This window comes from Marinobacter sp. B-12, from assembly GCF_056857915.1.
In genome coordinates this window covers 1-25,255 of sequence record NZ_JBSXOB010000055.1, presented here as the reverse complement: position 1 = coordinate 25,255, position 25,255 = coordinate 1, and the positions used below count along the sequence as shown (strand labels likewise).

The window sequence follows — 25,255 nt, the reverse complement described above, 5'->3', positions numbered from 1 at the left end:
TGCATGTTGAGCGTTAATATCGGACCTCTGGCATTGTCACTGGGGCAAGCGCTGTTATTGGGCGCTTTCGTGATTGCCTTGATTGTTGGGGCGATTATGGGGCGCAAGGAGCGTATTCCCATTGCCAGCCACCTGACGGACATCTTCCTGGCGGCAATGGTTGCGGCGAGAATCGGGTTTGTTATCCGGTATTTCGAGCATTACCGGGAAGATCTGCTGGGTATCATCGATATTCGCGACGGTGGCTTCGAAGTGCTGGCTGGTATCGTCGGGGCCCTTGCCATGCTGGCCTGGAAACTCTGGCGTTATCCGCCAGTCCGGTGTGCCCTGGGTAGTGCCGCGGCAGCCGGCATGCTTACATGGGGCGCGGTGTCATTGCTGGTGAACCTGATGGAAACCCAGGCCCGGGCGGTGCCGGACGTGGCGCTGGCGCACCTGGATAACCGGCCGACCAGTCTGGCCGACGTCGCCGATGGCAAGCCCATGGTGGTTAACCTATGGGCCAGTTGGTGCCCGCCCTGCATCCGAGAAATGCCGGTGCTTCAGAAAGCACAGGAAGACAACCCGGACATCACCTTTGTCTTTGTTAATCAAGGCGAGCAGCGGGAAGCCATCCAGCAGTTTCTCAATCAGCACGAGTTGTCGCTGGATAATGTGCTGACAGACACCTCGGCCACGATGGGGCGGACCACCGGCAGCCAGGCGTTACCCACCACCCTGTTTTATGACGCCCAGGGCCGGCAACTGGACGCCCATCTGGGCGAACTGTCGGGCGCCTCACTGGCCCACAACCTTGAACGCTTTGACTGATAGTGACTGGAGACTTTTATGAAGCGGATGAATGCCATAGTCAAACCCGCGCTGATCAGCGCATCCCTGCTGGGCTTGAGCCTGCCAGTACTTGCCGAGGACTATCCGGCGGCAGTGCAGCAATTGATCGATCGTGGCGTGTCGATCGATGGCAGTTTTGACGCCCCCGGTGGGATGACCGGTTACGTGGGCAACATGCAGGGTCGTTCGGTGGCCTTCTACCTGACTTCCGACAAGGAGCACGTGGTGGTGGGGCCGATGCTGACCGCAGAGGGAGAGAACCTGACCGAACCGAAAATTCAGGAACTGGTGCAAGGGCCCCAGAACGAAAAGGCCTGGGCTCAGTTGGAAGATGCTGATTGGGTAATGGATGGTGATCCGGACGCACCGGTGATCGTCTACACTTTTACTGACCCCAACTGCCCGTTCTGCCACCGTTTCCGTCAGGCGGCGGAGCCCTGGGTAGAGGCGGGCCGAGTGCAGTTGCGCCACATCATGGTGGGTATCCTGCGTGAGGACAGCCTACCCAAGGCCGCTACCATTGTCGGGGCCAAAAAGCCAAGCGAGGCGCTCACCGAGAACCAGGACAGTTATAGCAATGGCGGCATAGAGGTAAACCGCCAGCTGGTCAGCGCCAACGCCGATCGGGTACGGGCCAATAACCAGTTGATGAGAAGCCTGGGCCTGAGCGCAACCCCAAGCACCTACTTCCGTGACGGCAATGGGAACGTGCAAATGAAGCAGGGTGCGGCGCGACCGAGCGAACTGCCGGAAATGATGGGCAGTGAGCGGCCCTGAATCGAAGCCGACGGGCCGGACTTAGGGGCCCGTCCAACGTTTCGAGCACCAGGCTTTGATGGACTCAAGTTGCTTAAGGGTTTTGGAATTTGTATTGAAAGGAGCACGATATAATGCGGTTCTTGGCCTGCTCTCTGGGCTTTCTGCGGATCTTGGGGAGGAGTGGTTGGTGCCCACGGCAGGGCTCAAAAAATCACAACTATTTGTTTTTCTATTAAAATAATTATTGTTTGATTTATGTATGCCCCCATTTATACACCACAAATGTTTTCTTTACGCGGGAACGGTTCCAAAGAGGTGTGGCAGTAAGTACACATATGCAAGGAGCAACTAAATTGTTAGGAGGTTCACTGGTGGCATTCTAAGTCGTCTATGAAGTACAAAAGACTGGCATCCTGCCAGCCTTTTGCGAACGAACTCTATTACAGCATTTTTTTCAGCTGTGCATAATCCCCGCCGGTGCGAAGCACTAAAGTAATTTCGTTGTCATTCCGGTTCCTGAAGAACCAGCCATGGTTGCCGGTAAAGGCCGCTTCCAGCTCGCCCTCGTCTTCCGGCACGCCCCGGCCTTTCTCGTAAGAAATTGACTGGCCGCCTCCATCACCATGGGTATCGAAGTTGATAGGGCCACCCTCAGACACCCAGGAGAACCGGGCTGTAGCACCTTCCTCCATGGTGAGTTTGAACTCTGTGCCTTCTCCCGGTGTGAGAACCACGCGCACTTCATCTTGCCACTGCGACTCTGCAGGTATCGGCTCTGATGCAGGCTCTTTCTCGACAGGCACGAACTCAGGCTTGGGAGCCGATGCTGTTTCCTGAACAGGTTTGGCAGCTTCTGCTGCTTTTTGTTCCGCTGGAGGCTGCACGGAAACCATCTGGGCAGCTTCGTCCGCAGCCGCTTCCTCAGCGAGCTGTTCTTTGATTTCACCCATTTCAGTCAGGCCCAGGAGGCGACCTGCGCCGGTTGGGTCCAGGGCGTACTCGGCGGGCATGACCACGGTAACCAACAGAACCAGCGCCACAGTGGCAGCAATGATTGTTGATCGAATCAACTTGGCGGTGCTGGGTAGTTCTTCACGATTAGGTATATCGGTGTTGTACATAACGAATCTCCTGAATTAAGCGACAAAGTAACCGGTGAGTTGATAGCCGAAGAGCAGGAAGCCTGCGCTCATCATGGTCACGTTGGCGGTGTAGGCGTGGCGGAAAAAGCTGTCGGTTTTGCGCCAGAAGCTGATTGCGATCAGGATCATGGCCAAGGCGATGAGCTGTCCTATTTCCACGCCCACATTGAAGGCGAGGAGGTTCGGAATCAGGCCGTCCGGCGAGATGTCATATTCGATGATCTTCGTGGAGAGGCCGAAACCGTGGAAGAACCCGAAAATCAGCGTGGCGGCCTTGGTATTGGGCTGGACGCCAAACCAGCGCTGGTAGGCACCAATGTTGTCCAGTGCCTTGTACACGATGGACAGACCGATAATCGCATCAATGATGTAGCTATTGATGCCCACGTTAAAGTACACCCCAAGCAGCATGGTCGTAGAATGCCCAAGGGCAAACAGACTCACGTAGATCGCGATGTGCTTCATCTGGTAGAGGAAGAAAATGACACCCAGCAAGAACAGCAGGTGGTCATAGCCGGTGACCATGTGCTTGGCCCCCAGATAGATGAACGAAATAAGGTTTATTCCGGTAATTTCCTGGATGTAACCCTTGTCACCCTGAGCGACTGCGTGGGCGAGCACATCGGTACTCATACCCAGCAAGCCCAGTGTCAGAAATATCCAGAACAGACGACTGCCGGTGTCCGTTGAGGACACACCACGGCAACCGCCAAGCAAGCTTGACAACATAAAGACTCCAATCGAATTTGTTTTCTCGGGCCGCTTAAGCGGCAAGGGTCAAACGGGAAGGGAGGCTTTTGGAGGGCGTTCAAGCCGATAGCGCAAACTGCGAGGAGAGCCTCCGGCAAAGGGCACGGGCTGCCGCAGGACGGTCAGGTCTTGGAAAACAAACGGAACCCTGAGCTGGTCCACCGTCTCGTGGGTATGATTGCCCGCATCATGATGAAGTGACGCCACCTCTGGCTCTTCGTCAAAATCGTGGGTGTGTCCATGTCCACCAAGACTGCCTGGGTGGCTGTCAGGCTGTGATTCCCAATCGCCTGCCACCTCAGCCACACCGTGAGAGAACGACTCGCCAATCACCGACAGTGACAGGCCCGCCAATGCGAACAGTATGACGAGCGTCGGAAGCAGTTTTCTCTGGTGGATGGCCGAAATCATCAATCTAATACGTCGAGTCTGTGGTTGGATTTCAAGGAAGATAGAGGATAACATCCCCCCATGGGGGATAGGAATTAAACATGGTAAATGATCACACGCATCAATCTCACCCGAATATTATCAAACGCCTGAAGAGGGCTAACGGCCATCTTGAAAGCGTGATTGGCATGATTGATCAGGGAAAACCCTGCCTGGAACTGGCTCAACAGCTTCACGCCGTGGAAAAGGCCATTCAACAAGCCAAGCGCGTATTGGTGCAGGACCACATTGAGCATTGTCTGGACGATTCCATCGGGCCGCTGGAGCCGGAGCAGCAGCGGCGTGTCGATGAATTCAAGGCAATCGCCCGGTATCTTTGATCTCGTTACTCTCAGATCTGCGCTATCCCCGTTAATCACAGCGAAGAGGCTCCACCGTTACGTGGACCAGGGACTGGCAGCGTGCCTGAATGCGCTCCTTATAGACCGTTGGCGACTCAGGCTGATGCGAGACGACTGAGACAATAGCCGCATGAATGTTTGGGCCGATTGCCCACACATGCAAATCACTGACTTTGGCATCGTCGTCTTCGATGGCCTGTTTGACAGTTTCCTCCATGTCCTGATGTTGCTCGTCGAGAAGGACCTTTGAGGTGTCTTTCAGCAGATGCCAGGACCAACGGGTTACCAGAATCGCACCGATAATCCCCATCATCGGGTCCATCCAGTTCCACCCTGCATATTTACCCGCCAGAAGGGCAACGATGGCCAGGACAGAGGTCAGCGCATCGGCAAGCACATGCAGGTAAGCGGCCCGGCGGTTGTGGTCATGGTGATGATGGTGGTGCCCGTGATCATGCACGTGACTGTGACCATGGCCTGCATCCCCCAGTATCCACGCTGACACCCCATTGACCACCAAGCCAATAATCGCCACAAAAATGGCACCGTCAAAGGAAATGGGGACGGGCTGGATAAACCGCCCGACGCTCTCGATAACCATGTAAAGCGCAAAGACGGCCAGCAGAATCGCGCCGGTAAAACCGCCCAGCGCATTGACCTTCCCCGTACCGAAAGAGAATCGGGCGTTGCCTGCGTTTTTCCTGGCGTACGCATAGGCGAAGGCGGCAATACCCAGAGCCACCGCGTGCGAACCCATGTGCAGGCCATCGGCCAGCAAAGCCATTGAGCCATAAACGATCCCGGCAAGGATTTCCCAGACCATCATCGCCAGTGTAAGGCCCACCACAATGAGTGTTCGGGTTTCGCCCGAGCGTTTCTGATCCTGACCAAAGACGTGATTGTGTTGCCAATGGTCGAGTCGTTCGTGATGCATAGCAGTTTCCACGCAAGGTAATGGTAAGTTTGGAAAGCCAATATTCGCTTGATGCTATCCCCCCTGGGGGGATAGCATCAAGATGCTACTGAAGACAGGTGGTCACTACAACCGCCAAGCACTCATCAGGTCACCGGTTGAACAATGCTTGAGATTCTTAAACACCGAACCTATCGCCATTTGTTCCTGGCCCAAGTCGTTGCTTTGTTGGGTACGGGACTGGCGACGGTGGCTCTGAGCTTGTTGGCGTTCGACTTGGCCAGAGAGCAGGCAGGTCAGGTGTTAGGCACAGCGATGGCCATAAAAATGGTCGCTTATATCCTAGTAACCCCCCCCTTGCTTCAGCGCTTGCAGAGAATTTGCCTCGCCGTGTTCTGCTGGTTTCTCTAGACTTGATCCGAGCCTCAACAGCCCTGGTTTTGCCGTTCGTTGCGGAAGTCTGGGAAGTATATATGTTAATCGCTGTGCTTCAGTCCGCATCGGCTGCTTTTACGCCAATGTTCCAGTCCATCATCCCGGAAACACTCCCGGATGAGGACGATTACACGAAAGCTCTCTCGCTCTCACGATTGGCTTACGACTTGGAGAATCTCATCAGCCCGGCACTTGCTGCCCTGATTTGCTTTCGACCAGTTGGCAAGCACTGTTCTCGGGAGCGGTGGTCGGTTTTATCGCATCGGCTTTGCTGGTGGTCTCCATTGGTTTGCCGTCTTTCACCAAAACTCATGAGCGGCGAGGCGTGTATGATCAAGCGAAAACCGGTTTCAAGATTTTCAGAGCAACTTCGCGTTTGCGTGTTGTGATAGCTTTGAACCTGGTCGTCAGTTTTGCTGGGGCGATGGTGATCGTAAACACGGTTGTGCTTGTGCAGGGCCAATTTGGCCTGACTGAACAGCATACGGCCATGGCGTTTGCAGTTTTTGGTGGTGGGTCCATGCTGGCTGCACTGGCTTTACCCGGTCTTCTAAAACGTTGGCAGGAGAGAAGGGTGATGCTGAGTGGAGGTGGAATTTTTATTATAGGATTGGTTCTTGCTCTCCCTGTGGATTCTCTGGCGTGGCTTCTACCGGTGTAGGCACTGCTGGGTATCGGCTTCTTGACCGCTCAAACCCCCAAACCCCCATTGGTCGCGTTTTAACATGCTCTTCTCACGCTGAAGACCGTCTAGCGCTATTTTCAGCTCAATTCTCTTTGTCGCATGCCGGGTGGCTGTTCTCGTACCCGCTTGCTGGCTGGCTAGGATCAACAGCCGGAATGACGACTACATTGTTAGTTCTGATAACAGCCGCACTAGCTGCGTTGATCCTTGCGTCAAATCTGTGGCCATCTATTGATCCGCCGAATTGCTCCCATAACAAAGGGCTACATTAAATTCTGGAACTAACAAAATGCTGAGAAAATTCATTCAATCAGAAATCCTCTTGGACGAGAGAAACCATATCATGTCGAATTTGCGCACACGCTCAGGCGTGTCACGTTGTGGGTCGACACTTACGAACAAAGTGAGCATGTCCTCTTGCTTGAAGTTCTGGGGACAGGCCGCTGGTTACCAGATTGAGTTTTGCAGAGTCGTCGGACACACATCGGGGCGCGAGGTAAACCCTAAAAACAGCATTCTTACGCGGCCACTGTAATCATTGTTAGATACTGGATCGCCCGGGCTGTTGATCAGGTCGAATTCCAGCTCAGGCATCAGGCTACTGATGTTTTTGCCATTCCAGTCTTCCTCATCGTTACCAAGGCAACCAGTCAGCAATAGGGCCGCTGTCAGCGTTAAGGCCGCTGGTATGGTTTTGGTGTGGGATCGCCAGAAATAGGCTTTCATGAAGCAGTTTCCTCAAGAGTTTTTGAATGATTCGTGTATTTTCCGTCCTGATGCATGGCTCGCCGGAGCATTAGAAGAATGCCTAGGATGCTCATCATGGCCGGAGGGATATAGGTCAGCATACCGCCTAAAAGTTGGTCGACCTCGGGGTCCAGCGGCCAGGCCCTGCCGCAGACTTCGTAAACGTCGTAGACCATGTCACGTGAGAACACGATCCACGCACCAAGAAACATCTGAAGCACACCTGCGGCAGCCAGAACCAACATGCGTCTGCCATATCCCAGCGACGAGGTGATCGCTGGCGGTCTTGGATCAAATATCAACCACCAGAACAGCAGGCCATCTAGCAACATGCTCCAGTTCATGACCCAGTACAGATCCCGGCTGAGCATGGCGTCGAAATGGATCGATGGCCACAGCCAGAAATAAATGAGCCCAACAAACAGGAAAAGGGCGATGAAGGGCTGTTGCAGAATCTGATAAACGCAACCCAGAGGCCGGAGCGTTCGCCTCCAGCCTGGGCTTATCTTTTCAAACCAGAACCGCATGACCGGCAAGGGATTGGAAAGCGCGATCAGGATAGGCCCGATGTGATGAAGAATGAGGTGCTGGCCCCGATGGACGAAGAACATGTATTGCGCGTAGTAATCGAAGCGCGTCTGCATCACCGCATAGCAAATGATTACACCCAAGGTGAACGCAAAGATCCGCAGCGCGCCAGGCCGATCCTGATCCGGCATCCGAAGCAGTCCGATGCCATAAAACCCCATAACGAGCATGTAGCTCAGCACGGTCAGCGGCGAGAAATCATAGGGTAAAAGGTAGTCAAGCAGTGACATAGCGTTGCCGGTTCGGGTATTGTTATTTCGGTGACTCTACCTTGGGCGTCACCAGGTCGTACAGTTCCGTAGGCCCCAATGTCGGCGTACCGAAAATTCCTACCGCTTTAACATGCCGCAGCATCCTGCTGAATGATGTCGTCAATTTTAGATGAGTTCAAAGAGTTTCAGACTTTTCAGGTGTTCGGTAGCAGCCGACTAGGCACCCATCGCAGATAAAGCATCATTCCAAACAGTTCTACCAAAGACTGGACGACAATCACCACAACAGCCGCAGCCCAGGCCTCTGGCATTGACAGCGCCAAAGGTAAAACCACGAAGGAGTTGCGTGTTCCCAGACTGAAGATGACGGTGCGACCGGTTGCTACCGGTAATCGAAAGACCCGGCGCAGAGCCTTTCCAACCAGAGCCGCAGCTAGCAAATAGGCCGGGAACAGAATCATCAAGGGCCAGATGAGTGGGCCGGCACTGTCGATCTGGCTGACCTGTCTCATTGAGATGATGAAAAGTACGACGGTTAGCAGAGGGGCTGGCATCAAGCCCATTAAGCGAATGAACCTCGTGGCTTTTCTGTAGTCTTCGGCCCATTTTTCAGTCAGAAATGCCAGGACAAGCGGGACAATAATCAGCCCGACAAAGGCCGGCAGGAGGTGTCCCCCAAGCTCGAGATTCACGTTGAACTGATTGCCCAGGAAAAGCCAGAGGTAAATTGGAAGAAGGGCCAGTTGAGCAATCAGCAGAACCGGCGTTGCTGCAATCGCTTGGGTGCTGTCTCCTTTGCCCAGATGAGTGAAGGTGATAAACCAGTCTGTACAGGGCATCAGCAACACCAGAAGCACGCCCAGCTTCAGCGCACCATTATCCGGCAGCGTCAATATCAGCAAGGCAGTGATAGTCGGCATTACCAGGAAATTGCCGGTGAGCAAGGCGCCCACGAACCGGCGGTCCCGAAATACATCTGACAGGTGAGTCACCGGTGTTTGCGTAAACGTGGCGTATAGCATAACTCCCAGTAGTGCCCAGATCAGGTAGTCGGGCACAACCTCGCCGGGAGAAGTCTTCCAGCCTAAGAAAAGGCCGACGACAACAGCGATGAGGTAGGCCCAGACCTGATGGCGTTCAATTATGTTTCGCATGAGGTGCTCGTGCACTTTTGGCATGCCGGCGATTTGCAGTCTGCATGCCACACGGCCGCATTTTCAGTAGCTCTGTTAACCATGGCCATAAGTATGGGCGTCTTTGTGACTGTGATCAGGATGTTCAAACTCCAATGTTGAATGAGTTATGCTGAATTCGTTTTCCAAGGTCCGTTTTATACCGTCTTTGACTTTCTCAAGTTCATTCCATGCGCTTGTCTCGACCACCACATGGGCGTCGAGAGAGGCATCATGCTCACCCATCTGCCAAAAATGGACGTGGTGAAGGTCGATAACCCCTTCTACGTTTGATACAGCCTCAATGACCGAATCTGTGTCAATATCCACAGGACTTCCCAGCATGAGTGTTCGGATGGTTCCGCCGATTTCCGTCAGGCCCAAGTAGAGAATATAGCTGGCGATACCAATTGTGATTGCGGGATCAACCCAGCGCATGTCGTAGAGCAGAATCAGGGCTCCGCCTACAACGACTGCGATTGACGCGAACGCATCAGACAAGTTATGCAAAAACAACGCACGAATATTAACGCTGCCTTTCTGCATCGAGTAGGTGAGCAGCGCGGTCAACGCGTCTACTACCAGTGCGACAATGCCAAGCCAGATTACCCACCACCCTTTGATTTCTGTCGGCTCAATGAATCGCATGGTACCTTCGTAGATCAGGTAGAGACCTATCATGATCAAGGTGGTGTAGTTTATGAGTGCCGCAACGACCTCAATTCTCCCGTAGCCAAAGGTCATCTTGGAGTCGGCCGGGCGACGCGCAATTTTTCGGGCCGCAAAAGCGATAACCAGCGATGCCATGTCTGAAAAGTTATGTATAGCGTCGGCGATCAGCGCCAGGCTGCCGGCAAAGACTCCTCCCGCGATCTGGGCGATAGTCAGGATCCCATTCGCCCAGATGGCTACGGCAACCCGTTTATCCTTGGTTTCGGGGGACATATGAACGTGTTCGTGGCTCATGGTATTCTCCTTGTTCGGTAGCTGTTCAATTAAATGTTGTCGCAGTACTCGCTAAGCCTGACTCAGAGGGTTATGCATTGGCGACTGCGCGAAAACTAGCCATTCTGGCGATTTTCCGTGTTGTTTTCGGCACTTTTTTCGGCCCTGAAGCCCGCGATCAAAATCATGGCCACTCCCATAACTATGAAGATGTCGGCAAGGTTGAATGCAGGCCAATGCCAGGATTGCCAATGAAAATCGAGATAGTCGACCACGTAGCCTCGAAACATTCGATCAATGACATTCCCAAGTGCTCCACCCAGTAACATCGCGTAAGCTAGGGCTTCAGTTCGATGACGGCTGTCCCGGATAAATTTGACCAGAACAACGGAGACAATCACGGCTATCGCAATAAAAAAGTAGCGTTGCCACCCCCCACTATCGGCAAAGAGACTGAAGGCCGCGCCCTTATTCCAAAGATGCACCCAGTTAAAAAATGGGGTGATCTCAATGGACTGGCCATAGGCCATAGATTGCTGGACGAGCCACTTTATGACCTGGTCGGCCAGCGCTACCAGCGCCGAAAGGCCTAGAAAGGCTTGTGCTGCGCAGCTTGTGAGTTTGTGGGGCATCGAACTATCCTTGTGGTGTGAGGATGCGCTTGGGACCGTTGAGTTCAATGCCTTCCACAAGTCCGCCAATAACCGGGTCTGGGTAGTTGGAGCCAGTCCAGTCAACAAGAAGCCCTGCAAGGATAACCGTAAGATTGTTGGCGACATCATTGTCTGAAAATATCCAACTGTCTTTCATGTAAGTACCGCCTTCATTGTGTTTGGCGATCGGGCCCATCGTCATCTCGACCAGGAATTTCAAGCCGTTGATCGCCAGCTGTATCCGTAGAGTGCAGAATTCCTCGGTTTCGTTGGCATCTTCCGTGAAGCGCCCAGCCCCAGGGTTTCCCGTTTGCTGTTAATGGGCTTGGTTTCGCCTTGAGGAATAAATTTCAGCGTTCGGCTCGATGAATCAAATGTGAGTGACTGAATGTTGTCAAAGCCGGTTAGCGCCATTCGAATCATTCGTTTTTCCGAGGGACAATCCATTTTGGATACTTTATGGGTGCTGAGAAGGGCGCCAAATGTGGTGATAGCGGATTTTCGAAAGTTATTGTCTTTGACAAATTCTTCTCTGCCACACTCTTCATTACAGTCGCGACTCATATTCACGTTTCCGGTGCTCGTTCAAATAACGCTATTAAATACCCTGTAGTAACTATAGGGTCAATGTTTAGCCTATGCTTGGATACGAGACTTATTAATCAGCGCATGTTCAAGTGTCACCACTTGAGCCTCTACTATTTGCTGGGCTGAAGCTTTCGGTATCAATTGGCCTCCTTATCTTTATTGGGCAACGGCAATTCCTGCGGCGATTATTTGTGAGTCTCTTATGAAAGATTCTGGCACACCTCCGGGCTTTGGATATCTGGGTGAGTGGGCCAGCCAGGATCAGAGATTTATTTACAGCCTCCAGGCATTCGGTTTTAGCTGATCGTACTCGAAGCCCTGGGGACGTCGACTGTCACGCAAAGTCCGCGTTCTTTGGCGCCTGAGAAATGGAGGCTTCCACCATAGCGTTCCACAATTTCCCGAACAATCGCTAGCCCAAGGCCATGGCCGGGAGTTTGCTCATCCAGCCGCAATCCCCGTTGGCCCAACTTGCCGATTTCAGTCTCAGCGACGCCTGGCCCATCGTCTGAAACGCAGATCTGCAGAGTTCCGGAGTGTTGAGCGAGTGACAGCTCAACACCGCGTACAGACCATTTGCCTGCGTTGTCCAGAAGATTGCCCATAATTTCATTCAGGTCGTGCTCCTCTACTGGCCAGCGAACGTCTTCAGGTAGAGAGCTCGACAGTTCAAACGATTTTTCCGGATACAGCCGCCCCAGCATCCAAAGTAGATCTCGGGCCTGTTTAAGGGGGTAGGCGCTTTTGCCAATCTGTGGCCCGGCAAAACGGCTGCGTCGCATTTCCGCTTCAAGCTGTTTGTCGATGTCATTGAGCCTCGCGGTCATCTGAAGGCGGAGATCGTTGGAGAGCGGGCGGCTGGCGTCCTCAAGGGTCTGTCGAACGGCCGCAATGGGTGTTTTCACGCTGTGAGACAGGTTTGCCAGTGCATCCCTTGATCTCTCCAGGCGTTGATCCAGCGAGTCGAGCAACTGGTTGAGCTGCTGAACCAGTGGCCGAAACTCTTCAGGTGCCTGAACATGAATCCGTGAAACTCTGCCATCCTGAAGTCGCTTTAACGTGGCTCTTAGCTCGACAACGGGGCGCATGGATAGATTGATACCGAACCAGATTACAACGACCAAGAGCAGAATCAGCAAGATAGAGACGATGGCCGTCCAAGCGTGTAATTCCGCCTGGCTGCGTTTCAGTGCGCCTAGATCCTCGGACACGATTACTACGATACGGGTATCGCCCATCTGGAATGACTTTCGATACGCGAGAATGTCCTTTGGCCCATCGTCGGTATCCGCATCCTGCACACGACGGGTTCCATCTTCTGCTGATTCAATCAAGGACGTTAACACCGGCGTCCAGGAATCCGGGGAAATAATGGTCAAAGAAGGAGAATGTATGGCAAAGGCGTGGTGAAAGACCTCCTGAAAGTAGTCGCCGGTCTGGAGGTTGTCCAATTGACCACCGGAGATGCGAATCTGGTGTTCCAGAAAGGCGACCTCATCCTTAAGTCGTGTCGCAACGAATTCCCGGGACATCCGGTCCAGTAACAGGCCGTGAACCAGCCATGCGAGCCCCATTAACGCAATGCCGGCAGGCAGCAGCAATAAAAGCAAAGTTCCTTTGACGGATTTGGGCTTGCTAAACAGTGTCATTGAATAGATACCCTTGGCCGCGACGGGTAGAAATGGTGTCGTTGCCTACCAGTTTTCGCAATCTGCGGATGTAGGCTTCGATTACGTTCTCATTCGGGGTGTCGTTCAGGTTGTAAAGCTGGTCCATTAACTGCTCTTTTGAAAATACATGACCGGGACGGCTCATCAGACAGCGCAGCAGGCGGAATTCCGTACCCGTGAGGCTGTATTCTTTACCATCGTCGGATTTCAGGCTCTGGCGATTCTCATCCAGTTCGTAGCGTCCGGCTTTTACCACGGAATGAATGCGACCTTCGCTTCGACGCACAATGGCGTTGAGCCGGGCGATCAACTCCTCAGTCTGGAAAGGTTTTGCCAGGTAATCGTCTGCTCCAGCTTTCAGTCCTTCTACTTTGTCGTGCCAGTCGCCCCTTGCCGTAAGGATTAGCACCGGAAAGCCGATCTGGTGTTTTCTCCACGTCCTTAAAACGTTCAATCCATTGCCGTCAGGCAGACCAAGATCAAGAACAACCGCCCGATAATCTTCCTGCTCGCCCAGAATCGCGGCTTCTCTGGCCATATGGGTTGTATCAACGCTGAACCCCGCCTTTTCAAGCTGACGACCTAAACCGTCTGCCAGCAAACGGTCGTCTTCAACGAGCAGTAATCGCATCGCGGTGTCCTTTCTTTGAGTCAAGAGTGTATCGAGTGTCGCCGATCAACCTGAATTCATCCTGAACGACAAAAATAGCCGGATATTTTCAGTAAGAATTCAGGTTAGTGCGCGATGGTGTTCCTCGTATTTTGGCATTGCTCTATGTTCAGGGTTAACCAATGCCGGCTTTGCCGGTCAGTATGACAAAGGAGAAGACAAGATGAACGCATCCAAGTTGATTGTTGCGGTCGCTGCCATGTCGATGTCGGCAGTGACCCTAGCCGCCGGTGCGCACGGCGGTGGCCATGGCGCCAGCAGCGGCGAACCGGGTAAAGCCTCCGAAGCCAGTCGCACTATCACGGTGGAAATGTACGACAATTACTACGAGCCGGAAGAAATCACTGTTGAGCCCGGCGAAACCGTGCGCTTTGTGGTGAAGAACGAAGGTAGTCTCGTTCACGAGTTCAACATTGGTACCCCTTCCATGCATGAAGGTCATCAGAAAGAAATGATGAAGATGGTCGAGCACGGCGTGATTCAGGGCAGCAAGCTCAACCAAGACATGATGGAGATGGACATGGGCGATGGGAAGTCCATGAAGCACGACGATCCAAATAGTGTTTTACTTGAGCCAGGACAAAGCAAGGAGGTTGTCTGGAAGTTTACTGATCAGGGCGATATTGAATTTGCATGCAACGTTCCAGGCCACTACCAGTCCGGGATGTATGGAGAAGTTAATTTCAAATAAAACGATGTTCATGAAAGAGTAGTGAATGGCGGGTTCGGGGCGGTGTCTCCAGCCCGCCTTTAAAAGGCGCAGTTTGGAGTAATATGGGTGAAAGTATATCTAGTCACAGGGTTGTTGAGTCTGTTTATATCGTCATTGGCATTGGCCGGCGAATATGACCTGACGGTTGATCGAGTAAAAATTGATACTGGCGATTTTGTCAAAGATGGTATTGGCTATAACGGAAAGTCTCCCGGGCCGGTGATGCGCTTTAAGGAAGGCGAAAACGTCAGGATTAACGTGACCAACAACCTGGACGAGATGACGTCCATTCACTGGCATGGTCTGATCCTTCCTTTTGATCAGGACGGTGTGCCAGGTATCAGTTTCCCAGGCATTAAGCCGGGTGAAACCTTTACTTACGAATTTCCCATCCAGCAAGCGGGTACCTACTGGTTCCACAGCCACTCTGGTTTTCAGGAGCCGGATGGTGCCTACGGTTCCATCGTTATCGAACCCGAGGAGCGTGAACCGTTCCGGTACGACCGCGAATACGTCGTCCAATTGACCGACAAACACCCGCATTCCGGTGATCGCATCATGCGCAATCTGAAAATGATGACTGATTATTACAACCGCGACCAGCAGACCGTGGGCGAGTTTTTCTCAGATGTGTCCGAGAACGGTTTTATGAACACTGTTCGAGATCGCATGGCCTGGGGTGGCATGCGCATGATGAAAGCAGACGTCGAAGACGTGCATGGCTTTACGGGCCTGATCAATGGTAAAGGGCCGGACCAGAACTGGACCGGACTCTTTGAGCCGGGTGAGCGCATTCGTCTGCGTTTTATCAACTCTTCGGCGATGACATACTTTGACATCCGTATACCGGGTCTGGACATGACCGTTGTGCAAGCTGATGGCAACAATGTTCAGCCGGTTAACGTGGACGAATTCCGGATTGGTGTGGCGGAAACCTACGATGTGATCGTGCGCCCGAAAAATGAGCAGGCTTATACCATTTTTGCTGAATCCATGGGTCGCTCCGGGTATGCAAGAGCTACGCTGGCCCCCGAAAAGGGTATGGAAGGGGCTGTGCCACCAATGCGTGAACCAGCGCGTCTGACCATGGCTGACATGGGGGGCATGCCTGGAATGGACCATGGCAGTATGGCGGGCATGGATCACGAAAACATGGATATGGGCGGCTCGGATAACATGTCCGGGATGGATCATTCCTCGATGGAGGGAATGGACCACTCCAACATGGGCAGCATGGACCACTCAAATATGAAAGGCATGGATCATTCGGGCATGTCCGGCATGTCCGGCATGGACCATGGTTCCATGGCGATGGGGAACGAAGAAAAAAACGATCCTTTCTACGCCAAGGGCAGTGGCCTCATGCCTAAAGCTGCTAATGGCGGTAAGTTCCTTTCCTACGCTGACCTCAAGGCTCAGGATCCGCTGTATGAAGAACGCGAACCGACCCGGGAGATTGAGCTTCGCCTGACCGGCAATATGGAGCGTTACACCTGGAGCATTAATGGCGTCAAGTATGAAGATGCCGATCCGATTCGCCTCAAATACGGTGAGCGGGTCCGCTTCAAATTTGTGAACGAAACCATGATGACTCACCCCATGCATCTGCACGGTATGTGGTCCATCCTTGATGTTGGCGCAGGTCAGTGGAACCCGATCAAGCACACCGTTAGCGTGAACCCGGGCACTACGGTGTATATGGAAACCGAAGTCGACGAGCCTGGCCAGTGGGCGTTCCACTGTCACCTGTCCTACCACGCGGCGGCCGGCATGTTCCGCAAGGTGATTGTTGAAGGCGGGCCAAAATCAACGCAGTCCAAAACAGACGTGATTTCTGAAGATGGAGGTGAGGCATGAGCTGTATTCGATCACTTGTAGCTGTCAGTCTCTTTGTCTCTATTGGATTCTCAACGGCGGTGACAGCTCAGGAAATGATCTCCGACACCACCGCCCGTAAACAGCCGCTCACAACCTGGGGTGTTCAATTTGAGGAGTTTGAATACCGCTACAGCGACGATGACGAGGAATTGGGCGTCTGGAATGCAGATGCCTTCTATGGCACCGATGATCTGAAATTTCGCGTGCTGACAGCAGGGGAATTCGGTATCGGGGAGCAGGTGTATGAGACATTGGAAAATCAGTTGGTAGCCCAGGTTCCAATCTCAAGGTTCTTTGATGCGAAAGCGGGCATCCGGTTTGATACTCCTGAAGGTCCGGACAGAACTTACGCCGTGCTCGGTTTTGCGGGACTGGCGCCTCAGTGGTTCGAGGTTGATGCTAGTCTGTATGTCAGCAAGGATGGCGATACCTCCACTGAACTTGACGCGGAATACGAACTGCTGCTGACCAATTACTGGATACTGTACGCGACGTTCGATGCTACTGTCGCGTTCAGCGAGGACCGTGAAATTGGCGTTGGAAAAGGGCTGGTTTCCACGGAAACCGGCCTCAGGGTGCGTTATGACCTGGTCGACCGGGCATTCTCGCCGTACATGGGCGTGGTTCATGAGCGCAAGTACGGTGATACGGCGGACTTTGCGCAGGCAGACGGCGGTGGTAGAGAAGACTGGTTTGCCGTGATTGGTGCTCGTATCGTGTTCTGATTAGGGGGGCTTGGGCCAGGCTCGTTCCTGGCCGTTTTTTACAGGATCGGATCTACGTCAGATGCCCGAAATGTTTTGGCACATTTTGATGGAATATCAGATTTTTGAATCCGAGCAACTGGAGAGCGAATGAGCAGGGAGCAAGATCGAATCACTCGCTATCAGGAGGGGAGTCTCACACTCACGGGAACCGTTATGCTGGGTACCGGGGTGATGATTGGTGCCGGTATCTTCGCTTTGACCGGGCAGATGGCACAGATGACGGGCACTCTGTTTCCATTGGCGTTTCTGGCCGCGGCGATAATCGTCAGTTTCAGCTCCTATTCCTACATCAAGATTTCAAATGCATACCCCTCCGCCGGCGGTATCGGTATGTACTTGCACAAAGCATACGGTGATCGGTTGCCGACGGCTTTCAACGCGTTGCTGATGTATTTCTCGATGGTGATTGCCCAGAGCTTCCTGGCCCGAACCTTTGGCTCTTACACCATGCAACTGTTCGGTGGTGATGAAAGCGGCCGAATGGTGCCGATTCTTGGCGTAGCCCTCATTCTGGCAGCGTTTCTGATCAATCTACTCGGCAACCGGATGATTCAGGGCGTAGCGTCTTTCATAGGCGTGTTGAAGATTGGAGGCATACTGATTTTCGGAATTGTGGGTGTCTGGATTACCGATAACCTGGCAGTAGACTTTTCAGGCACGGGCCAAGCTGGAGCAACGGGTAATTTTCTGGGTGCGACGGCTCTGGGAATACTGGCCTTCAAGGGTTTTACCACGATTACCAACAGTGGCTCCGAGGTAATCGACCCAAAGCGGAATGTGGGGCGGGCGATCATTATTTCCATCGCGGCCTGCGTAGTGATTTATACCCTGGTGGGTTTTGCCGTCGCCAGCAATCTGTCGCTGGGTGAAATCATTGAAACGCAGAACTATTCGCTTGCGGCCGCAGCGCGTCCGGCGTTGGGCGAGTATGCGGTCTGGTTTACGGTGGCGATTGCCATGACGGCCACCGCTGGTGGCATTCTGGCCAGCATTTTCGCTGTCTCGCGTATGTTGGCCATGCTGACTGAAATGAAGCTGGTTCCTCACCGTCATTTCGGTATGCCTGGCAGTATCCAGAAGCACACGTTGGTTTACACGGTGGTTCTCGGGCTCGTTCTGACGGCGTTTTTTGACCTCTCACGGATCGCCGCTCTGGGCATTGTGTTCTATTTGGTAATGGATATTGCTATTCACTGGGGAGTTCTTCGTCATTTGCGCGACGATGTGAAGGCAAAGGCGTGGGTGCCAGCGATTGCTATCGTCCTGGATTTGCTTGTACTCGTAGGCTTCGTCTGGGTCAAGTTGAATAGTGACCCGTTTGTTATTGGCGTGGCGGTATTTACGATGATTGTTATCGTCGCAGCAGAGCAGATTTTCCTGAAGAAATTTCATGAAACCGTGCGCTCGGAACATGAAGAATCGAATGATCCGTGATCACCACTAATCGGCGATAACTGGATCGTTGAGCTTTTTGTAACCCTGTGATAAGACTGAACGCCAGCGTTGATGTGACACCAATTGTTGAACGAAAGCAAAGCGGGAGGGAACAGGATGAAAGCAAATAGCCTTAGGGAGACTCTGAATAAGTCTCGAAATCAGCGATAATACGGTTATCGTCAACTGCATAGGATTCAGTGCCGCCATGGATCAGATTACCTTCTCCGAAGCCGAGTACCAGACCAAAAAGCGCAAAACCCGCCGCGAAATCTTTCTGGAACGAATGGAGAAGCTGATTCCCTGGGCGCCGGTAACCTGCTGCACGGTGGCGAGCAACGCGTGTTCGGTGATGCCGGTTATCTTGGGATTCAAAAGCGGGATGAGCATAAGAATCGCAAAGACATCTCCTGGTTCATTGCCAAACGGCCTGGCACCCGGAAGAAACTGGATGCCAACAAGCTGAAAGCCGAGAAAATCAAAGCCAGTATTCGTGCCAAGGTGGAGCATCCGTTCCGGTACATTAAACAGGTCTTCGGTTACGGCCAGGTTCGCTATCGCGGACTCGCCAAAAACACCAATCGACTGCACTTGCTGGCTGCATTCAGCAACCTGCTGATCGGTGAAAAATATCTACTGGCGTAGGGCCAGTGCGCCTGTTTTCCGCCACAATCGCGGAAAATGGGCAAAAAACGAACAAACAGTGGAGGTGATCATGCCCAAATTGCGCTTGAATGGCTTTTTTCAATCTGAAAAGCGATTCAAACGAAAAATCGGGCGTTAATCAGACCCTCCCTAATTATTCTGCGATGAGGGTGACGTCATGCAACTTCCGCTGGTCACGCATTTCTTTGACGAGCCTACAAACACTTTCAGCTACATCGTTCAGGATTCTGATAGCTCGGGCTGTGCGATCATCGATTCTGTGCTGGATTTCGACTATGCCGCAGGCCGGACCGACGTCCGCTCCGCTGACAAAATTATTGAGTACATTAAAAGCAATGACCTGAGTGTGGAATGGGTTTTAGAAACCCACGTGCACGCTGATCACCTGTCTGCTGCACCCTACCTCCATGAACGTCTCGGCGGGAAAACAGGCATTGGTGAAAAGATCGCTGTAGTTCAGGAAGTGTTTGGCAAAGCTTTCAATGCCGGAACAGATTTTGCGCGCGATGGTAGCCAATTTGATCGACTGTTCAGGGAAGGCGATGTGTTTCAGATTGGGAACCTGGAGGCATGTGTACTTCACACGCCGGGACATACTCCAGCTTGCCTGACTTACATTATTGGAGATGCAGCCTTCGTCGGCGACACACTCTTTGCACCGGATGCCGGGACCGCCCGTTGCGATTTTCCGGGGGGCGACGCCCATACCCTTTACCGCTCAATTCAGAAAGTCCTGGCGCTTCCCGGAGAAACCCGCATTTTCCTGTGTCATGACTACAAAGCAGCGGGGCGCGATGAGTTTGTCCATGAGACGACCGTTGCCGAGCAACGTTCCAGCAACATCCATGTGGGCAACGATATCAGTGAAGACGATTTCGTCGCCTTTCGCTCAGAGCGTGACGCCAAGCTCGGAATGCCCCGACTGATAATACCGTCCGTTCAGGTTAACATGAGGGCGGGGCACCTTCCCCCCTCCGAAGATAACGGACAGGTGTACCTGAAAATTCCGATCAATCGGTTTTAAACAAAGGTCTAGAAGGGCGTAAATGGTTGGAGAAACCACTAGAGCGAAGACTCTGACGGCCGTGGAAGGTTGACGGTGAAGCGAATCGCGGCGTATTTGCCAATTATTGATTGGTTGAAAGGTTATCGTGGAAATATATTGTTAAGCAATGGCCTTGCGGCGGCTATCGTCTCACTCATGCTTGTTCTTCAAGCCTTGGCCTATGTCCTGTTGGCAGGGCTTCCGCCTGAAGTTGGGTTGTGTGCAAGTATGATCCCGCTGGTGGTCTACGTTTTATTCGGCACCAGTGCGACGCTGGCTTTTGGTCCTGTCGCGGTGGCGTCACTGATGACTGCCTCTGCGTAAGGATGCGTTGTTGCCACCGGATCCCCTGAATACGTTAGTGCCGCTCTTGTACTGGCTACGCTGTCCGGGCTGATTCTGTTCGCCATGGGCGTCTTGTGACATGGTTTTATCGCAAATTTTCTGAGCCACCCTGTGATCTCGGGGTTTGTCACTGCTTCCGGAATTCTTATTGCGGGTAGTCAGCTTGGCCATATTTTCGGTATACAGGGGGGCATAATTTGATCGAAATGGGCGCAAACCTGATCAGCCAGTTTGACTCCTTCAACCCGATCACGTTTGCTATTGAGTCAGCACTCTCCTGTACCTGTTTCTGTGCCGCCAATATCTGAAAAATGCACTCGTCGGGCTCGGTCTGGCGCCCCAGGGGGCAGATATCGTTGCGAAAGCCGCCCCCGTGTCAGCAGTTATTGTGACAACAGGGGCGGCTTGGCACTTTAACTTGGGGGGGGCGGAGTCAATCTGGTAGGGCAAGTTCCAAGCGGACTTCCAGAGATCCGTTTGCCTTCCATGGACCCCAGCATACGGGCAACTCTGGTCCCCGCAGTCGTTCTGATCAGTCTGGTTGGATTTGTAGAATTAGTGTCTGTTGCCCAGACGCCGCTTGCGGGTATGTTTGCCGCAGTCGGGATTGCACTTGCCACGCTCTCACTCCCCGGCATACTCGCCTTTCTTCCAAAGGCGACACTGGCCGCCACAATCATGATCGCAGTGAGCACTCTGATTGACTTAAAGGCCATTGGCGGCACCTTTCATTTCTCGAAAGCGGACTTCGCCGCGATGCTGGCATCCATTGTGCTTACGCTGATTCAGGGCGTTGAAGCCGGAATTCTGGTCGGTGTGGGCCTATCGATAGGGATTTTTCTGTATCGCCCAGTCGTCCGCACAGTGCAATTGTTGGTCGGGTGCCGGGTACCGAGCATTTCAGAAACGTAGAGCGCCACACGGTTGAAACGGACGAGAAATCCGTCGTCCTGCGAGTTGATGAAAGTCTTCATTTCGCCAACGCACGCTACCTGGAAGAGACCGTCTTGGCGCTGACGTCTCAACAAGCGAAGATGAAGAATCTGGTTCTGGCTTGTCAGGAGGTAAATACCATCGACGCTTCGGCACTTGAGAGCCTGGAGTCAATAAATGGCCGGCTCAAGGCTATGGATATACGCCTGCATATGTGTGAGGTGAAAGGCGCTGTGATGGACGGTCTGCGGCAAACTCATTTCTGTGAGGAACTCACGGAGCAGGTTTTCCTGAGCACGATGACGCCTGGAAAACACTTTGTCTATCCTGAAGCAGGTTCAAAATGGTGCAGAACGAAGGAGCCTTCTATTAACTCATTGAGGCAAGTTTTCCTGCTATTGGCTCTCTGTCGCCTGGTACTTTTTCTGTTCATCGGTCCAGAGTGTTTTCAGGTACTCAATGACTGAATGAATTTCCTGTTCAGTGAGAGAGTCTTCGAACGCCGGCATGGTCAGCCGTTCAGTTTTGTTGAACGGATGTCGCCATCCTTTCGTAACCATCTTGAACAGCATGGCATCGCTGTGGCGCCAGGTGTGGCCGGTTTCATCATGAGGTGGCGGGGGCATTTCGCCCTTCTCATCCGGTTTTTTCCAGTTGGCAGCGCCTTCACCCTGCCATCCGTGGCAAACAGCGCAATATTGCTCATAAACCTGTCTTCCCTGGGAGACTCCCGTCGGTGTGCTGTCCGCACTCTCAGGTCCGCCCGAGGCGCCGGCAATGACCGGCGCGGCGAGCAGGATGAACGAGTAGATCCAATTATTCATGGACAGGCGTCCACTCGTCAGCAGCGCCACGGGTAAGCCGGTTCCCGTTTGCCGTACCCACTACAAGTCCTTGTGACGGCGAGAAGGCAAGGGCAGTCACGGGTTGGGGGACCTTCAGGCTTGTCCAGGTCTCGCCGCCATCCGCACTGTGATGAAGCTGCCTCTCGATCACCGCGTAGACGTTTTCCGGAGCTGCAGGATTATAGCTGATGGCAGACACTTTGCCGCGCAGGTCCCCCGCATCGCCCCAGAAGCAAAAACAGTCCATGGATCGTGAGACACCGCGAGTGGTACCTGCGAACAGCCAGCCACTTTCCATGCTGCCGGGCATATCCGAATGCAGGAATGCTTGCACCGGTTCCTGGGGGCCGCTATCGACTTTTACCCATTCGGCACCGCCGTCCCTGGACCGGAACATGCCATCTTTCCCAAGGTATGCGTAGAGCGTTCCGGGCTGTGTGGCGTGAGCGGCCATGGCAGTGACCCCGAGGTCGGGCAAGGTATTATTGAGGGACTGCCAGCTCTCACCGGCGCCGTCGTAACGCCAAACGCCCAGGCCCGGACCGGCCAGGTAGACTCTTCCGTCCGCTCCTCTGGCCAGGGTGGTGGGTTGAGCACTCTGGTCAGTTGCCGGTAGCGCAATCTTGGTTGAAGTTCCGCCTTCCATGGCAAAGAGATCACTGCCCTGTAGCGTCAGGAGGGCGCCTGATGAGCTGATCGTCAGAGCCTTCACTGATTGGGCGTCGTCTGCGGACTGGGCCTGAACCAGCGCTGGCAGCACGATTGCCAGCGTGAATACGCAAAAGCCCCAGGCCGCCTTGGTCGTAGAATGGACAATTGCTCTCATGGGACCAGCCTCAATAATCTTTGTATTCGCGGAACACACTTTGCTGGCCGTTGGCACTGAAGGCGACGACCTGGTAGTCCTCCTTCTTGCCGGTTTCCATACCAGGGCTGCCCTGGACCATGCCGGGCACTGAAAGCCCTACTGTATTGAACTGGGGATTTTCCAGATAAGCGACAATGTCATCTGCTGGCACGTGCCCTTCGATCACCACGTCGCCGATCAACGCGGTGTGGCAGGAGGCCATTTCACGCGGCACGTCATATTGCTGCTTGATCTCGTTAAGGTTGTCGGTTTCTACAATAGTGGTCTCAAAGCCATTTGCATCGAGGTGTTCAGCCCAGGACTGGCAGCAGCCGCAATTGGGGCTCTTATAGATTGTGATGGCCGGACCAGATGTCTCAGCGGCGGCCATAGGAGTCGATGACTCGGTGGGTTCATTGGCCTGGATCACCAACGTAGTGGCGCCAGCGGCGAGAACGATGGCGGCCACACCCGTATACAGGGCAAGTTTTTTGGTCTTCATGGTAAATCCTCGAATTGATTCAATCATGGGCGGCACAAGGCCCGGGGTCGCCTTGGCTTCCCCGGGCGGCAATGGGCTTTGGTTGGCTTAAGCGTCCTGATCCTTCTCGCCACCGTCCATGTGATCGCCGCCATGGCTCTGCATCATCTTCATACAGGACTTCTTCATTTTTTTCATGGCTTTGCGTTGTTCTTCGGACATGTTGGACATCATGCCCTCCATGCCCTCCATGCCCTCCATGCCCTTCGAGGACATCATTCCGCTGTCCCTGGAATCAGAGTTCATTAAGCTGTCAACTTTACCTTCGGCATGGGCGAAGACGGAGAAAAACGCGACACTACCGGCGAAAGAGTTATCGTCAAATCTGGTGTATAGCCATCAAGCAGCGTTCCTGTCTGATTGACCTTCTACCGCTTCTCCGTCCCGGAACTCGACGTTGTTAACGACCAGCTCCAGAAGCTGAAAGCCCTTGATGCGTTTCCACCGGTTCTGGGCGGTCTGCATCAGCTTGAACACCATCGCCAGGGTCGTCTCTCTGGAGCCGCAGCCCCGGCTTTTCTTCGTCCTCAACCGCACCGTGGCAAAGGTCGATTCAATGGGGTTCGTGGTGCGTAAGTGAATCCAGTGCACCGCCGGGAAATCATAAAATGCCAGCAACTCTTCCCGGTCTTTTTCCAGGCAATCCATGGCTTTCGGATACTTGTCCTGAAAGCGCCTCAGTGCACTGTCAAAGGCCTTGCGGGCAGCCTCCCGAGTCTCAGCCAGATAAATCTCATGCATGGCTGACTTGACCTTGGGCTGCATCGCCCTGGGCAACTTATCCAGTACATTGGCCGTCTTGTGCACCCAGCAACGCTGGTGTCGGGTCTCTGGAAAAGCCTTGGTCAGGGCCTTCCAGAAACCCAGGGCACCGTCGCCCACTGCCAACTTCGGTGATACGTCCAGATGGCGGCTTTTCAAGCCTTGGAGTAACTCAAGCCAACTGGCTTCGGATTCCCGGTGGCCGTCCTCGACGGCGACTAATTCCTTGCGGCCATGCTCGGTGACACCGACGATCACCAGTAAACACAGCTTGTTGTCCATCCGTACATTGCTGTAAACGCCGTCGGCCCACCAGTACACGTAGCGCTTCTGGCTCAGATCCCGGCGCTGCCAGACCTTGTGCTCATCCTGCCACCGGGCCTTCAGGCGCGATACCGTGTTGGCTGACAACCCTTGGGCCTGCTCGCCAACCAGTGCCGTCAACGCCTCCTGAAAGTCGCCCGAGGAGACACCCCGCAGATAGGGCCAGGGAATCAACTCGTCCAGGCTTTTGGCGCGCTTGAGATAAGGCGGCAACAAGGTGCTGTTAAAGCGGATGCCCGACTCGCTACGATCCCGCACCTTGGGCACTTGCACTTCGATATCACCAACCCCCGTCTGGACACGGCGCTGAGGCAGGTGGCCATTGCGGACCACGGCCTGATGGCCTTCTGGCGTCTTACGATCCGCATACTGCTCAAGCAGTGCCGTCAGCTCGGCATCCACCGCCTCAGCAATTAGCTTGCGAGCTCCGTGGCGAATCGTTTCGTGCAATAGATCCTGTTCCGGCTCTGGTTGTGAAAGAGCGTGCAGGGTAGACTTTGACATGGCGTATCATCCCTCTGTTGGTTGTGATCTTGGTCGAGATCAACCAACAGGATACGCCACCCTTTCAACCTGCCTCCATACACCAGAAATCACCATAACTC

The 25,255-nt window shown here is 53.5% G+C and carries 29 protein-coding genes and 3 pseudogenes; 14 read left to right on the top strand and 18 right to left on the bottom strand.

The annotated features are described in order from the left end of the window. Nucleotides 1–3: 3 nt before the first annotated feature. Both AC13D2_RS10990 and dsbG read left to right on the top strand, forming a co-directional pair. Complete coding sequence (locus tag AC13D2_RS10990; protein ID WP_300499423.1) at nucleotides 4–810, top strand: TlpA disulfide reductase family protein; 807 nt, start codon at nucleotides 4–6, stop codon at nucleotides 808–810. A gap of 18 nt (nucleotides 811–828) precedes the next feature. Continuing rightward, a complete protein-coding gene (gene dsbG / locus AC13D2_RS10985) occupies nucleotides 829–1,608 on the top strand; it encodes a thiol:disulfide interchange protein DsbG (RefSeq protein ID WP_482938595.1) in 780 nt (259 codons plus the stop codon). 422 nt (nucleotides 1,609–2,030) lie between these two features. Here the strand turns inward: dsbG and AC13D2_RS10980 are convergent, their stop codons facing one another. Genes AC13D2_RS10980 through AC13D2_RS10970 form a run of 3 tightly spaced genes read right to left on the bottom strand, consistent with a single transcriptional unit; the run spans nucleotide 2,031 to nucleotide 3,893 of the window. Next, a complete protein-coding gene (locus tag AC13D2_RS10980; protein ID WP_300499429.1) occupies nucleotides 2,031–2,711 on the bottom strand; it encodes a hypothetical protein in 681 nt (226 codons plus the stop codon). A 15-nt stretch (nucleotides 2,712–2,726) separates the two neighbouring features. After that, nucleotides 2,727–3,461 carry a HupE/UreJ family protein gene (locus tag AC13D2_RS10975; RefSeq protein WP_482938594.1) on the bottom strand — a complete coding sequence of 245 codons (735 nt, stop codon included), beginning with the start codon at nucleotides 3,459–3,461 and terminating at the stop codon, nucleotides 2,727–2,729. 48 nt (nucleotides 3,462–3,509) lie between these two features. Then, entirely contained in the window at nucleotides 3,510–3,893 is a 384-nt protein-coding gene (locus tag AC13D2_RS10970; RefSeq protein ID WP_292046837.1) for a hypothetical protein, read from the bottom strand. Nucleotides 3,894–3,973: 80 nt separating this feature from the next. On the opposite strand from AC13D2_RS10970, the gene AC13D2_RS10965 reads away from it, so the two are divergent. After that, nucleotides 3,974–4,252 (top strand): metal-sensing transcriptional repressor, encoded by a 279-nt coding sequence (locus AC13D2_RS10965; protein WP_300499433.1) that lies wholly within the window; start codon nucleotides 3,974–3,976, stop codon nucleotides 4,250–4,252. Between the two features lie 31 nt (nucleotides 4,253–4,283). On the opposite strand, the gene dmeF is transcribed toward AC13D2_RS10965, so the two are convergent. After that, nucleotides 4,284–5,207 (bottom strand): CDF family Co(II)/Ni(II) efflux transporter DmeF, encoded by a 924-nt coding sequence (gene dmeF, locus AC13D2_RS10960; protein ID WP_300499436.1) that lies wholly within the window; start codon nucleotides 5,205–5,207, stop codon nucleotides 4,284–4,286. A 359-nt stretch (nucleotides 5,208–5,566) separates the two neighbouring features. On the opposite strand from dmeF, the pseudogene AC13D2_RS10955 reads away from it, so the two are divergent. Both AC13D2_RS10955 and AC13D2_RS10950 read left to right on the top strand, forming a co-directional pair. Next, nucleotides 5,567–5,770 (top strand): annotated as a pseudogene (locus AC13D2_RS10955) (MFS transporter); the annotation flags it as partial. Nucleotides 5,771–5,826: 56 nt separating this feature from the next. Then, nucleotides 5,827–6,282, top strand: a complete 456-nt coding sequence (locus tag AC13D2_RS10950) for an MFS transporter (protein ID WP_300500394.1) — start codon at nucleotides 5,827–5,829, stop codon at nucleotides 6,280–6,282. A 330-nt stretch (nucleotides 6,283–6,612) separates the two neighbouring features. Here the strand turns inward: AC13D2_RS10950 and AC13D2_RS10945 are convergent. The 9 genes and pseudogenes from AC13D2_RS10945 to AC13D2_RS10905 all read right to left on the bottom strand — a co-directional run bounded on the left by AC13D2_RS10945 (nucleotide 6,613) and on the right by AC13D2_RS10905 (nucleotide 13,512). Beyond that, nucleotides 6,613–7,032: pseudogene (locus AC13D2_RS10945) on the bottom strand (SCO family protein). Then, nucleotides 7,029–7,871: a cytochrome c oxidase assembly protein gene (locus AC13D2_RS10940; protein WP_300500391.1), complete on the bottom strand. Its 843-nt coding sequence runs from the start codon at nucleotides 7,869–7,871 to the stop codon at nucleotides 7,029–7,031. The pseudogene AC13D2_RS10945 and the gene AC13D2_RS10940 overlap by 4 nt, the downstream one beginning before the upstream one ends. Nucleotides 7,872–8,047: 176 nt before the next feature. Next, complete coding sequence (locus AC13D2_RS10935) at nucleotides 8,048–9,007, bottom strand: arsenic resistance protein (protein ID WP_300500388.1); 960 nt, start codon at nucleotides 9,005–9,007, stop codon at nucleotides 8,048–8,050. 75 nt (nucleotides 9,008–9,082) lie between these two features. After that, on the bottom strand, nucleotides 9,083–9,991 hold the full coding sequence (locus AC13D2_RS10930) for a cation diffusion facilitator family transporter (RefSeq protein ID WP_482938593.1): 909 nt from the start codon (nucleotides 9,989–9,991) through the stop codon (nucleotides 9,083–9,085). Nucleotides 9,992–10,086: 95 nt separating this feature from the next. Continuing rightward, entirely contained in the window at nucleotides 10,087–10,602 is a 516-nt protein-coding gene (gene lspA / locus AC13D2_RS10925) for a signal peptidase II (protein WP_482938592.1), read from the bottom strand. A 4-nt stretch (nucleotides 10,603–10,606) separates the two neighbouring features. After that, the gene (locus AC13D2_RS10920) at nucleotides 10,607–10,843 is read right to left on the bottom strand and encodes a hypothetical protein (RefSeq protein ID WP_482938591.1); all 237 of its coding nucleotides are present in this window, start codon (nucleotides 10,841–10,843) and stop codon (nucleotides 10,607–10,609) included. Next, nucleotides 10,840–11,187, bottom strand: coding sequence for a hypothetical protein (locus AC13D2_RS10915; RefSeq protein ID WP_300500216.1), 348 nt, complete (start codon nucleotides 11,185–11,187; stop codon nucleotides 10,840–10,842). The genes AC13D2_RS10920 and AC13D2_RS10915 overlap by 4 nt, the downstream gene beginning before the upstream one ends. Before the next feature lie 320 nt (nucleotides 11,188–11,507). Beyond that, nucleotides 11,508–12,860 carry an ATP-binding protein gene (locus tag AC13D2_RS10910; RefSeq protein WP_300500213.1) on the bottom strand — a complete coding sequence of 451 codons (1,353 nt, stop codon included), beginning with the start codon at nucleotides 12,858–12,860 and terminating at the stop codon, nucleotides 11,508–11,510. Further along, nucleotides 12,847–13,512, bottom strand: a complete 666-nt coding sequence (locus tag AC13D2_RS10905) for a response regulator transcription factor (protein WP_300500210.1) — start codon at nucleotides 13,510–13,512, stop codon at nucleotides 12,847–12,849. Before AC13D2_RS10905 ends, AC13D2_RS10910 begins: the two co-directional genes overlap by 14 nt. 202 nt (nucleotides 13,513–13,714) lie before the next feature. On the opposite strand from AC13D2_RS10905, the gene AC13D2_RS10900 reads away from it, so the two are divergent. From AC13D2_RS10900 to AC13D2_RS10860, 9 genes and pseudogenes are all read left to right on the top strand, one after another. After that, the gene (locus AC13D2_RS10900; RefSeq protein WP_300500207.1) at nucleotides 13,715–14,242 is read left to right on the top strand and encodes a cupredoxin domain-containing protein; all 528 of its coding nucleotides are present in this window, start codon (nucleotides 13,715–13,717) and stop codon (nucleotides 14,240–14,242) included. Between the two features lie 87 nt (nucleotides 14,243–14,329). Then, nucleotides 14,330–16,120 carry a copper resistance system multicopper oxidase gene (locus tag AC13D2_RS10895; RefSeq protein ID WP_300500205.1) on the top strand — a complete coding sequence of 597 codons (1,791 nt, stop codon included), beginning with the start codon at nucleotides 14,330–14,332 and terminating at the stop codon, nucleotides 16,118–16,120. Beyond that, complete coding sequence (locus AC13D2_RS10890) at nucleotides 16,117–16,866, top strand: copper resistance protein B (protein ID WP_482938590.1); 750 nt, start codon at nucleotides 16,117–16,119, stop codon at nucleotides 16,864–16,866. Before AC13D2_RS10895 ends, AC13D2_RS10890 begins: the two co-directional genes overlap by 4 nt. Nucleotides 16,867–16,995: 129 nt before the next feature. Beyond that, entirely contained in the window at nucleotides 16,996–18,342 is a 1,347-nt protein-coding gene (locus tag AC13D2_RS10885) for an APC family permease (RefSeq protein ID WP_300499329.1), read from the top strand. 186 nt (nucleotides 18,343–18,528) lie between these two features. Then, nucleotides 18,529–18,987 (top strand): transposase, encoded by a 459-nt coding sequence (locus AC13D2_RS10880; RefSeq protein ID WP_367187242.1) that lies wholly within the window; start codon nucleotides 18,529–18,531, stop codon nucleotides 18,985–18,987. Nucleotides 18,988–19,165: 178 nt separating this feature from the next. Then, nucleotides 19,166–20,032, top strand: a complete 867-nt coding sequence (locus tag AC13D2_RS10875; protein ID WP_292048839.1) for an MBL fold metallo-hydrolase — start codon at nucleotides 19,166–19,168, stop codon at nucleotides 20,030–20,032. A gap of 177 nt (nucleotides 20,033–20,209) precedes the next feature. Continuing rightward, nucleotides 20,210–20,599: pseudogene (locus AC13D2_RS10870) on the top strand (SulP family inorganic anion transporter). Nucleotides 20,600–20,884: 285 nt separating this feature from the next. After that, nucleotides 20,885–21,310, top strand: coding sequence for a SulP family inorganic anion transporter (locus AC13D2_RS10865; RefSeq protein WP_292048838.1), 426 nt, complete (start codon nucleotides 20,885–20,887; stop codon nucleotides 21,308–21,310). Further along, entirely contained in the window at nucleotides 21,280–21,798 is a 519-nt protein-coding gene (locus tag AC13D2_RS10860) for a sodium-independent anion transporter (RefSeq protein WP_292048837.1), read from the top strand. Before AC13D2_RS10865 ends, AC13D2_RS10860 begins: the two co-directional genes overlap by 31 nt. Here the strand turns inward: AC13D2_RS10860 and AC13D2_RS10855 are convergent. The 5 genes from AC13D2_RS10855 to AC13D2_RS10835 form a co-directional block, all read right to left on the bottom strand. Then, nucleotides 21,727–22,155 carry a c-type cytochrome gene (locus AC13D2_RS10855; RefSeq protein ID WP_292048836.1) on the bottom strand — a complete coding sequence of 143 codons (429 nt, stop codon included), beginning with the start codon at nucleotides 22,153–22,155 and terminating at the stop codon, nucleotides 21,727–21,729. The two genes, AC13D2_RS10860 and AC13D2_RS10855, sit on opposite strands and share 72 nt — an antisense overlap. Then, entirely contained in the window at nucleotides 22,148–23,002 is an 855-nt protein-coding gene (locus tag AC13D2_RS10850; RefSeq protein WP_482938589.1) for a WD40/YVTN/BNR-like repeat-containing protein, read from the bottom strand. The genes AC13D2_RS10855 and AC13D2_RS10850 overlap by 8 nt, the downstream gene beginning before the upstream one ends. A gap of 10 nt (nucleotides 23,003–23,012) precedes the next feature. Next, nucleotides 23,013–23,525, bottom strand: a complete 513-nt coding sequence (locus AC13D2_RS10845) for a DUF411 domain-containing protein (protein WP_292048834.1) — start codon at nucleotides 23,523–23,525, stop codon at nucleotides 23,013–23,015. Nucleotides 23,526–23,612: 87 nt separating this feature from the next. Next, nucleotides 23,613–23,783 (bottom strand): hypothetical protein, encoded by a 171-nt coding sequence (locus AC13D2_RS10840; protein WP_482938588.1) that lies wholly within the window; start codon nucleotides 23,781–23,783, stop codon nucleotides 23,613–23,615. 120 nt (nucleotides 23,784–23,903) lie between these two features. Beyond that, entirely contained in the window at nucleotides 23,904–25,154 is a 1,251-nt protein-coding gene (locus AC13D2_RS10835) for an IS256 family transposase (protein WP_482938587.1), read from the bottom strand. Nucleotides 25,155–25,255 lie beyond the last annotated feature (101 nt).